8 protein-coding genes are annotated in these 11,798 nt (G+C 28.5%); all 8 read left to right on the top strand.

Going from position 1 to position 11,798, the window contains the following annotated elements:
- Positions 1 to 4: 4 nt before the first annotated feature.
- Positions 5 to 1,390 carry a phenylacetate--CoA ligase family protein gene (locus tag SVZ03_02480; protein ID MDY6933075.1) on the top strand — a complete coding sequence of 462 codons (1,386 nt, stop codon included), beginning with the start codon at positions 5 to 7 and terminating at the stop codon, positions 1,388 to 1,390.
- A 7-nt stretch (positions 1,391 to 1,397) separates the two neighbouring features.
- Positions 1,398 to 2,882, top strand: a complete 1,485-nt coding sequence (locus SVZ03_02475) for a polysaccharide biosynthesis C-terminal domain-containing protein (GenBank protein ID MDY6933074.1) — start codon at positions 1,398 to 1,400, stop codon at positions 2,880 to 2,882.
- A gap of 76 nt (positions 2,883 to 2,958) precedes the next feature.
- Positions 2,959 to 4,353 (top strand): VCBS repeat-containing protein, encoded by a 1,395-nt coding sequence (locus SVZ03_02470; protein ID MDY6933073.1) that lies wholly within the window; start codon positions 2,959 to 2,961, stop codon positions 4,351 to 4,353.
- Positions 4,354 to 4,885: 532 nt separating this feature from the next.
- A complete protein-coding gene (locus SVZ03_02465; GenBank protein MDY6933072.1) occupies positions 4,886 to 5,962 on the top strand; it encodes an O-antigen ligase family protein in 1,077 nt (358 codons plus the stop codon).
- A 442-nt stretch (positions 5,963 to 6,404) separates the two neighbouring features.
- The gene (locus tag SVZ03_02460) at positions 6,405 to 7,193 is read left to right on the top strand and encodes a hypothetical protein (GenBank protein ID MDY6933071.1); all 789 of its coding nucleotides are present in this window, start codon (positions 6,405 to 6,407) and stop codon (positions 7,191 to 7,193) included.
- Between the two features lie 536 nt (positions 7,194 to 7,729).
- Positions 7,730 to 8,851 (top strand): glycosyltransferase, encoded by a 1,122-nt coding sequence (locus SVZ03_02455; GenBank protein MDY6933070.1) that lies wholly within the window; start codon positions 7,730 to 7,732, stop codon positions 8,849 to 8,851.
- A gap of 143 nt (positions 8,852 to 8,994) precedes the next feature.
- Positions 8,995 to 10,254, top strand: coding sequence for a polysaccharide pyruvyl transferase family protein (locus tag SVZ03_02450; GenBank protein ID MDY6933069.1), 1,260 nt, complete (start codon positions 8,995 to 8,997; stop codon positions 10,252 to 10,254).
- 279 nt (positions 10,255 to 10,533) lie between these two features.
- Positions 10,534 to 11,745, top strand: a complete 1,212-nt coding sequence (locus tag SVZ03_02445; GenBank protein MDY6933068.1) for a glycosyltransferase family 4 protein — start codon at positions 10,534 to 10,536, stop codon at positions 11,743 to 11,745.
- Positions 11,746 to 11,798: the final 53 nt, after the last annotated feature.

Here is an 11,798-nt window from a genome sequence, read left to right as displayed (position 1 = left end):
GTGAATGCAGAATTATGTAAAAATACCTTACCCAATAAAACAGGGTCTAAAATATATATACAGCTGTATTCCAATAGGATATCGATATAGTAAAGTATTCTGGGATACTTATTATTTCCTTCAGAAATCTCAATGGTGGAGCAGAGAACAGTTAGAAGAATATCAAATACAAGAATTGAAAAGGTTATTGAAATACTCCTATGAACATGTACCATATTATAGAAGAGTATTTGATGAAAGATATTTAAAACCAGAAGATATAAGATCAAAACAAGATATCAATGAATTGCCAATTCTAACAAAAGAGATAATTCGAGATAATTTTAATGATTTGTTAGCCGTTAATGTGGATAAAAGTGATTTATATCTAGAAAAAACAAGTGGGACAACTGTTAGTCCATTAACTCTCTATTGGCAAAAAAGCAAGACTATACATAAAGAGGAAAGTTTTATATGGACAATTTGGAATATAGCTGGATATCGTTTTAATGAAAAGCGTCTCGATTTAACACACCTAAAATTAAATAATAAGTTATGTGAATATGATCCGTTAAAACGAGTAATGCATATATCTGCTAATTCCATGAACGAAGATAATCTGCATATTTATGTAAATTTGATACGGGAGTTCCAACCTAAGGTTTTTAAAAGTATTCCTTCAAATTTAATTATTCTAGCTAATTATGTTTTGAGAAAGGAGATACCAATATTCCCTTCAATAAAATTGGTTATATGTGGTTCAGAAATGCTCTATCCCTGGCAGAAAAAAAGGATTGAGGATGCACTTCAATGTCGACTCTTTTCTTTTTATGGCCAGACGGAAAGAGTAATTATTGGGACTGAATGCGAAATAAATAGTCAATATCATATATTTCCTGAATACGGAATTACAGAAATAATTGATTCTGATGGTTTACCCATTAAACTTGAGGGCACTCTGGGAAAAATTGTTGGCACAGGATTTAACAATTATGCCATGCCGCTAATAAGATACCAAGTAGGAGATATTGCTTCTTGGTGTAATGAGAAGTGTCCATGTGGAAGAAACTATCCTTTATTGCAATCGATTGAAGGACGAGAAAATGAGTATTTAGTTACAAATACTGGTGATCTAATACCTATTATTATAATTCCATATTCTTCAATTATGAAGAATGTTAAACAATTTCAGTTTTATCAAGATACAAAAGGGAAAGCGATTTTATATATAATACCTTCGCCATCATTTACACAGGATAATGCTATGAGTATTATTAATAATTTAAAGAAAGAGCTTAGGAATATTGAAGTAAAATTGGAATATACTGATACTATCCATAGAACTAAAGGTGGGAAATATAAATATATTATTCAAAAATTACCTATTAAATTTGGGGATATTTCAATTTAGTTAAATAATGATAAAAGATTTTATTAATGACGCAATAAAATATATACCTGCTCGAATTGTTCCTGGAATTGTTGGATTTATTAGCATCCCTATAATAACAAGATTATTCCCTCCTAAAGAATATGGTTATTATAGTTTAGCAATAACTACTATATCAATATTTATTACAGTAACGGGTTGGATATCAATGTCAACTATTAGATTCTATCCTGCCTTTGAAAGAGAAAATAAAGTAAATCAATTTCTTTGGAATATTTTTTGGTCTGCAATTATTTCTACATTCTCACTAACTGTCATTTTTGTTATTTTCATACTCTTTATTAAGACCTATATCCCTTTACAACTATATTTCCTTTTATTAGCAGGTGCAGGTTTTTTTGCTGTCTGTAGCATTTATAATGTTTTCTTATCTATCTTAAGCGCACAAAGAAAAATTATTTGGTTTAGTGGATTTTCTGTCTGGCGAAGTATAATGAGTTTGAGCCTTGGGTTATTGTTTATATTTATATTTAAAACAAATATTGAGGGTTTATTCTATGGGATGATCCTTTCCATTGTAATAGTATTACCATTACAATGGAATATATCAATAAAAAAATTTTACACAACTACAGCTCAAATTGATTTATCATTAATAAAAAAAATGGCAAGGTATAGTTCCCCTTTAGTTTTAGGGAATATGGCTGCCTGGATATTAAGCCTGTCAGATAGATATGTCTTAGAATTTATTCGAGGGGCTCATGAGGTCGGAATATATGCCACAAGCTATAATATTACCAATAGAAGTATAATGCTCATTATTTCGTTATTTATGGTAGCCTCTTCACCTATATCGAATCGTATTTGGGAAAATGAAGGAGAAGAAAAGAGCAAGGAATTTCGAGAACAAATTACTCGTTATTATTTAATGATTTGCATTCCAGCTGTGTTTGGTTTTATCGTTCTTGCTAAACCCCTTTTTAGTATTATGGTAGGAAAAGAATATCTCGAAGGGTATAAGATTATTCCTTTTATAACATTAGGAATTTTTTTTTTGGGTCTTCAAAATATCTTTCATGCTGGCTTTTTGTTTCATAAAAAAACAGGTTATATAACATTTGCCATTGGGATATCAGGAGCGTTTAATTTATTTCTTAATATATTATTTATACCAAAGTTTGGATATGTAGCTGCTGCATTAACTACCCTAATTTCTTATGTTTTTTTATTATTTGTAATAGTAATAAGATCACGTAGAATTTTTGTATGGAAATTTCCTTTTAGATCTTTAGTAAGAATTTCATTGATATCAGCAATAATGGGAGTATGCATTTATTATCTAAGTAATATATATTTACCTAGAAATACTTTAAACATAATTATTAGTGTTCTACTTGGAATTATAACCTATGGCTTATTTCTTTTTTTATTTAAAGAAATTCAGCCTGAAGAAAAGGAAAATGTTAAGAATATTTTTTATAAGTTTTTCTTACGATTAGGAAGCGATACATAATAGCTATTGATATGGATATTAATTCCCCAATTTCCAATTTTTAATTATACAACCTATTGGGAAGTATATATTAAGTATGAATAAGAAAAAGATTAGTATTATAATCTCATTAACAATTTTAATATTATTCATTTATTCAATATGGGCATACTATAAATCTTATAAAGTAATCAATAACTTAAAAGAGAAATATGGTTATAATACTCCCTGTGAAAATATGCCTCCTTCAGTTTTTCAAAAGGAGGAATGGGAGGGAGTAATTATTGATTCTGATGTTCTTTATACTGATGGCGCTCATAATATTGTTCCATATGACCTGGACAATGACGGTCAACTGGAACTCATCGCTAATTCATATAGATCAGATTCACTTCTGATTTACAAATATAGTGAAAATCCACGTAGTCCCAAAAACTGGACACGCTATGTTATAGACCAATCCGTATCTGGTGGAATTCCATTAAAACCAATAATTAAGTTTTTTAAGAATATGTTCAGGGTAAAGATTGTTGGAGGTTTTTTAGGCGCTGCACATTATACTGCAATAACAGATATGAATGAAGACAATAGGAAAGACCTGATAGTAGCTGGAGATTATAAAAGCTATGATATTGTATGGTTTGAGGCTCCAGAAAACATAACAAAAGTATCAGAATGGAAAAAGCATGTTATTTATCAGAATGATTCTCATAGAACTTATCATGTTGAAGTTGGTGATATTGATGGAGATAACAACCAGGATGTTGTATTTTCAACAAAAACTGATAATAGTCTGGGATGGTTAAAGAATAATAAAGATTCAAACAAATGGTCAATGACATGGATAGATTTAAATTGTATAAGATGTTTTAATGCAAGAGTTGCTGATCTTAATAAAGATGGACGTCAAAATATAATTGCTTCAGAAGATGATTCAAAAAATGGTGGGAAATTACATCTATATAGCTATTCAAATGATCCAACTGTTCAGAATAATTGGAATGATAGAATCATTGCTAACTTTCCTGTTGGACATGGTGTGAGTATATTTGAAATTGAGGATATTGATAAGGATGGAAATATGGATATTATAACTGGTAATCATCAAGGGGATATCTATATAATAAGAAATCCTTTACCTCATAACGTAAAAGGAGAATGGAGAAAATATAAAATAAATAATCATAATTATAGAAGTTGTGAAAATTTAAGGGAAATAGATGCAGGTGATCTTGATGGTGATAAAGATTTGGATATAATAGTAGCTGATGAAAGTAAAAACCAATTAGTATGGTTTGAAAATGATGGTAAAACATTTAACAAAAACTGGAAAGTTCATATTATTGATAAATCAGATCAGTATCTAAAATGGAATCATGCTGTTGGATTAGGAGATATTGATGGTGATGGTAAATTAGATATTGCAGTGGCCGCATGCGGCAGTAATATTTTTTTCGTATATTTTAATAATATAATATGCAATGGAAAATAGGGTTTAATATAAACATCTCAAAATACTAATGTTTGGTTGTTGCAAAATAATAAATTCTGTAATATGAATTCTATTAAAGCTGATAAGAGGCAAATATACGTATTTATTGGAATTGAATTTATGAAACGTGACATGTCGTAACAATCCTATTATGTAATGAAAACTAACATAACTGTGCTAAGGAAGTTGGGAATCAAAGGGGAGGGTGCCTATTGATAAAGCTCAACTTAGCATTTGTATATTATAGAGATGGCTTTTAATAAAAAACATGAGTAAATTCATAATAACATTAGTTATTTCAATCATTATAACAGTAGGAATGCTAATTAATCAATATTTAGGAATTGGTATTGTTCTTCTATTCCCTCTTATGTATATTGCTGTCATTAACAGTTATAAACTTTTTTTCATATGGTTAATTTCATTTCCCATTTTAAATAATATTCAGATCAATCTAGGGCAATTACCTGATATAACATTTAATAGAGTCGTAATATTAACTTTATTTCTCATAATAATTATAAAAAATTTTATGGAAAAACGATTTGAAGTAAACAAAAATATATTCTTGATGATATTATTTTTCCTTATTCCAGCCTTTATTTCCTTTATACGTTCAGATGATCCGATCCGGGCGATTCAATCTTTTTTGGATGCTTATATATTGACATTTATGTTATTTTATATAAGTGTCCATTTTTTTAATAAGGATTATGATATAACAAGGATGTTGATTATTTTCTGGATTATTGGAATAGTAATTTCAACAATGGGAATAATTGAATATTTCACCTATTATGATTTATTCCCTAACGTTGTCGGATTAAGAGGAACTGATTTTTTTGTTAGGGCCAATGGGCCATTCCCAACATCAGAAGAATATGGTTTATTTTTATCTCTTTGTATTTTAATAATTTTAGCAATAAAGCATATAAAAAAAACGAGATTATACTCATTTGAATTTGTTGCTCTAATATTAATCTTTTGTGGTATTTTATGTTCTATGAATAGAACTATAATAATAGTATTTATAATGTCCTTGCTAATACCGCTGTTATACTATAGAAAAAGTCGCTATATAACATTGATAACAGTTTTATTTATTGTAATTATTGCATTTCAAATATATCCCATGATTTCTGATGTCGAATTATTCAGAGATAGAGTATCAAGATTTGATACTATTGCTACAAGATTTAGCGCCTACTATTGTGCGATTGCAATAATTAAAGACCATTATTTTATGGGAATTGGTTTAAATAACTTCCAAATATATTCATATTTCACAAAGTATAATAAGTCATATGATGGGTACAGTCACCCTAAGTGGGCACATAATACCCTTCTGCAAGTTTTATCTGAAATGGGTTTAATTACCTTAATTCCTTTTTGTATAATAATTGTCGCAATTTATATCACCATTTATAAATATATGAAACTATCTGTGGATAAAAATATATTTATTATTAGTATATCAATTTGTTATGCAATACCTTTTCTATTCACAATCAATCCTATTGGTACTGCATCATTAAACTATTTATATATAATTATTTTAGCTTTTATATATAGTTCATTATATAAAACACAAAATAGTAAATTATGCTAAATATAATATTCAAAGTTTTATTCATATTTAACTAATCATGAAAAAAAACATTAAGATATTTATATATAATGGCGATATCACGGAAGGTATTATTGATTCTCAAGTTCTATCTTATCTTGATTTTTTAAAAGGAATTGATCACAATTTGATTTTTATAAATTTTATTAGTATTAAGACTTTTGCACAAAAATATCGTTTAATAAAAAACAAACAGAAATATATGAAAGAAAAAAAAATTTTCAATTTTTGCTTTTTAGCATTAAATCAAATGAAAATTTCAGGAAAGGTGCTAAGTTTATACTATTCACTTTCAATCGGATTTGTATTCCTTTTATTGAATTTATTAGGGTATAATATTATTCTTCATTCCCGAGGAATATGGTCTACTTTGTTTTGTACATATGTAAAAAAAATATCTTATCGATGTAAATTAATATTTGATATGAGAGCTGACAGTGTAAGTGAATATAAATTTTTATATCCATCAATGACATCTAATGCGATATCACATATTGAGAGAGTGCAGAAAAAGTGTGTTCTTGAGTCAGATATATGTCTTATGGTATCAAATGCATTAAAGAAGAATATTTTTCATAGATATGGAGATATTGACAAAACCTACATTATCCCCAGCATTGGCCGGTCTGACATTTTTTCCTATGATAGTAATATACGGGAATGCGTAAGAGATAAATTGGGTTTATCTGATAAATTTGTCATAGGCTATTCTGGTTCAATGCATTCCTGGCAACGTGTGGACAAGGCTTTTGAGTTATTCGAAATTGTACAATCATTTAGAAACGATGCTGTTTTATTAATACTGACAAAAGATATTGAGAAAGCACATGAATTATATGGCAAGAATGCCAATTCTATTATTATGAGTATAGAATATGAAGATTTAGGCAGGTATGTGCAATGTTTTGATCTTGGTGTTCTATTAAGAGATAAAATATTATTAAATAAAGTATCTTCACCTACAAAATTTTCAGAATATATTTTATGTGGTGTTCCTGTGTTTGTCTCGACTGGGATAGGTGATTTAGAGGATATTGTCACAAATATGAAATTAGGAGTTTGTGTGGAAAACTTTGATGATAGGTCTGAATTTGAGAGAGAGATAAAGAAATTTCTAATCACATTGTTTAATAGAAATTTAATTGCAGAATTTGGGAAATATTATTTTTGCAGGGAAGCTTACATCAATATTTATAATGATATTTATAGTTGAAATTTAACAATAATAATTAAGCCTCGGTGGGGGAGTCGCCACAAGGGTTTACCAAACTAAAATTATTTATGAAGACTACTCAGCAATATTCAGTACCCAAATAGCAAATAAATTTGATTTTTTTATAAGATTTCATGAATTATTTCAATTACATTTAATCTCTTTTATTTAATTGTTAAAAGGTTTGACTCATTAGCATTATATGTAACCAGTATAGTAGAGTAGTTACAACGAATTTGACAATGATTTCACAAGGGATTGGGTGTTGCTTTATTGGCGATTATCTATTTTCAAAAATTATGGATATATACTACACTTATTGGTGACATATTACAGTAATTATGGAGAGTAATATTACACTTCAATATCAAGTGGTTAGTCTTCATTTATATCTAATATGCAAATAATAAAAGAAGTATAATCTACAACTACATTTTTATTTAATATTTTTCTATATATTATCTTAAATAAGATTTTTGATTTATACTTTAATTATATTTACTCTATACTAAGATTGTTTTAGGGATATAACTGATATGAGTATGAAAACAAAGCTTTTATTTGTAATTCCTTCTCTTGCTGGAGGGGGGGCTGAAAGGGTATTACTAACCCTGTTTAATAATCTAAGTAATGAAAAATATGAAATTAGCTTGGTCCTTTTTATTAAACAAGGGAAATTTTTAAATGAACTACCTCCAGATATAAATATTATAGATATTGATAAAATGAGTAGATGGGATTTCTTTAATCTTATTTTTAGATTACGAAAAGTGATTAAAGATATAAAACCTGCTTCAATAATAGGGATGTACTACTATTCGAGTATCATCGCGGTACTTTCTTGTTTATTTATAAATGATAGGCCCAAAATTATAGTCTGTGAACACGGCAGCCATAGTGCGTTTTTACCAACAACAAGAGCACGGCACCTTAAAAAATTATTAATGAAATTTTCCTATAGAAAGGCTGATAAAATTGTAGCGATATCTCAACATATGAAAGAGAATTTGATTGTTGATTTAAAACTAAAACCGGCGAATATAACAGTAATCAACAATCCAATACCTGTAAAGCTAATTAAAGAACAAGCTTTAGATAGTATTGCAGATGATTTATTAAATTATAAAAAAGGACAGATAATAATTTCTTTAGGAAGATTAACACAACAAAAACGTTTTGATAGATTGATAAGAGCATTTAGTTTAGTACTTCAACAAAAAGAGGTTTACTTGATTATATTAGGTCAAGGTGAATTGTTGAATGATTTACAAAATTTAGTTGATGAGTTAAATGTAAAAAAATTTGTAAGATTTCTGGGCTTTAAGGATAATCCCTTTGCCTGGCTTTCGAAAGCAGACATCTTTGTTTTATCCTCTGATTGGGAGGGCCTTCCTATGGTTATTTTGGAAGCAATGGCTTGTGGTACCCCAGTAATTGCTACAGATTGTCCAACGGGACCAAAAGAAATAATTATAAATGGAGAAAATGGCTTTTTAGTACAGATGAATGATGAAAAAGCATTAGCAGAGGCGATGCTAGCCTTATTGAAAGATGGAAATTTACGGAATAAGATTTCTAAAAAAGGGGAACTAAGAGCAGAAGATTTCCGAACAGAAATAATAATTCCACAATATGAGAAGTTATTTGATCAGTGCTAAAAGTTTTTTTACTAAGATTATTCAGATATTATTAGTGAACACAGATTTAGAAAACTTCAATATCAAGAAATCCAATACATATTCAATACAACCTAATTGATAATGTCACAAGCGATGAATTAAGATATGGATAATTTAATATAATGAAAATCCTAATATTTGAAGCCTATTCAGATGCTAATATTGGAAGTGCGTCACTAATTGAAAATAGTATTAATTTAATTAAACAAAAATATCCAAATGCAAAAATAGAATTACTAGCTCAAAATGTAGAATCTGTTAAAACTTTTTCCGGTTATAATAGTTATGAAGAACTGTTTTCATTTCCCTTCTCCCAACATAGAATAAAACAATTATTTTGGGTGGTAAAGTCATTCTTATGGATGATCATTCATTTAATGATTAGAACTTTACAATTACCAATCCCAGAAAAATTTTATACATACAATCATTCAAAATTAGTTGCTATAGAAAAAATAAAGAAAGCTGATATTTGTATAAGTATTGGTGCAGAAAGAATTAATGATAACTTTGTACTAGTATTGCCTTTTTGTCTTTATACAATGTGGGTAATAACAAATTACAAAAAAAGAATAATTTTATTTCCACAAACTATTGGTCCATTTCATTATAATATCACTAAAAAATTGTCTGCTTATATTATTAAGCGATGTAATTATATTTTTTTGAGAGACTATAAATCGGTAAGTATTGTCAAGAATTTAGGGATAAAATTTGATAATTTTAGTTTTATGCCTGATGTAGCTATTCTACAGAAAGCAATTGATCAAAAAAGAATAAATCAAATCTTAGAAATGGAGAACATAAATTATGAAAATAGAGCTATTGTTGGAATTTCTGTAATGGAATGGAGCTATTTTAAAGCTCCACTCCATTCAACAGGATACGAAGGATATAAAGATGCTGTTTCACAAATAACTGATTATCTGATAGAAGAATTAGGCTATTATGTTATTTATGTTCCTACTAATGTGAAAATCCATGGATGCCGAGAAGATGATATAAAAGCAACACACGACATTTATCAATTAATCAGGAATAAGGGAGATGTCGCTATTGTTGAGAATCTCTATAGACCTTCTGAAATTATGGGGCTATTTAAAATAATGGATTTTCTTTTAGTTACAAGAATGCATGCTTGTATTCTAGCCACAAGCGCATATGTACCTACATGTTCAATTAATTATCAATTTAAATTATTCGAGTATATGAAATTATTAGGATTAGATAAAAATACAGTCGATATTCATGAAGTTAATTTTGAGAGTTTAAAGAATATTATAGATTATACATATATAAATAGAAATGATATTCAACAAAAATTAAAAAAGAAAATAAGTGAATTAAAATCTAAATTTGAGATATTAAAAGATACAATTTAATACCTATTTCACTAGTTTTTTCCATGGAGATTGTCAAATATTCAAGATACAGAATATTACATTTCAGCGTTTGATGAAGCAATATTGACATATGTAATACCTGCGATTTCCAATACTTATTTGGGATGTCAATTTACCTCAGATGCGTTAACAGTCATTTGATGCGATACTATAAAAACAATATTATTTAACTTTCAATAGAGAATGTCAAAAAATCGCAGCATGGAAAAGGGGGAACTCTCGATTAATTTATAAACATTATTTAGAATGAGTATATATATGAAGATACTACAGGTAAATTCTTTCTATTATAATCGGGGTGGGGATTGCACTCATATGTTTGCTACAACAAAGTTGTTGGAGCAGCATGAACACATTGTGATTCCATTTTCTATGAATCACCCATTAAATTTTGATAGCCCTTATTCTAAATATTGGCCTTCATATATTGATTTTGTTGAAGCATTGAAAGAAAAAAGTATAAAAAATGCCACTAATGTAATTACAAGAACCATTTATTCTTTTGAGGCGAAAGAGTGTATAGGAAAGATTTTAGATGACGAAAAGCCTGATATTGTTCATATCCACAATATTTTACATCACATTACTCCCTCTATCCTTGGTGAGATAAAAAAAAGAAAGATACCTATAGTGTGGACTCTACATGATTTCACAATAATTTGTCCAAATACTTCTTTTCTTACAGAGAGGGGGGATATCTGTGAATCATGTAAAAGACGAAAATTTTTTATGGCGCCTTTAAAACGATGCAAGAAAAATTCATTAGCCGCGAGTTCTGTTGCGATGTTAGAGAATTATACCCATCGGTTTATTAATATATATAGACATGTTGATAAGTTTATCTCCCCAAGTAACTTCCTACGACATAAATTCATTGAGTATGGTATGGGTAAAAAGATTATTACTCTTAATAATTTTATAAATATTAATTCAATTAAACCGAACTATAATAATCTTAGTTACTATCTCTATATTGGTCGTTTAAATCATATTAAAGGAATAAATTTATTAGTGACTGCAGCAAAAAAGAATCCTTATATACAGCTAAAAGTTGTAGGCGATGGAGAGCTATTTGAAGAGTATAATAGTGAAAATATTGCTAATATTGAGTTTTTGGGTTTTAAAACAGGCCAAGAGTTGCAAAATATAATATCTAATGCCATGTTTATTGTAGTACCCTCACAGTGGTATGAAAACTTTCCATATTCCATCTTAGAGGCATTCGCTAATGGGAAACCAGTTATAGCTTCAAGAATTGGAGGCATACCTGAATTGGTTAAAGATCATGAGACTGGATTAACTTTTGAACATAATAATCCTGACGAATTAAGTACAAAAATAGCATGTTTAGTAAATAATCCTGTTAAAATTGATGAAATGGGGAAAAATGCCAGAACCTTTATTGAACTGAAACTCAATGCCGATACACATTATCTTAAGTTAATGGAGATTTATAAGAGTGTATTGTGATTAATGAATAATTGAACAGAAAAGTATAGTTGTTTGAATATCAATTGATAGCG

This window comes from Spirochaetota bacterium (assembly GCA_034190085.1).
GTDB lineage: Bacteria > Spirochaetota > UBA4802 > UBA4802 > JAFGDQ01 > JAXHTS01.
This window is presented reverse-complemented; position numbering and strand designations above follow the sequence as displayed.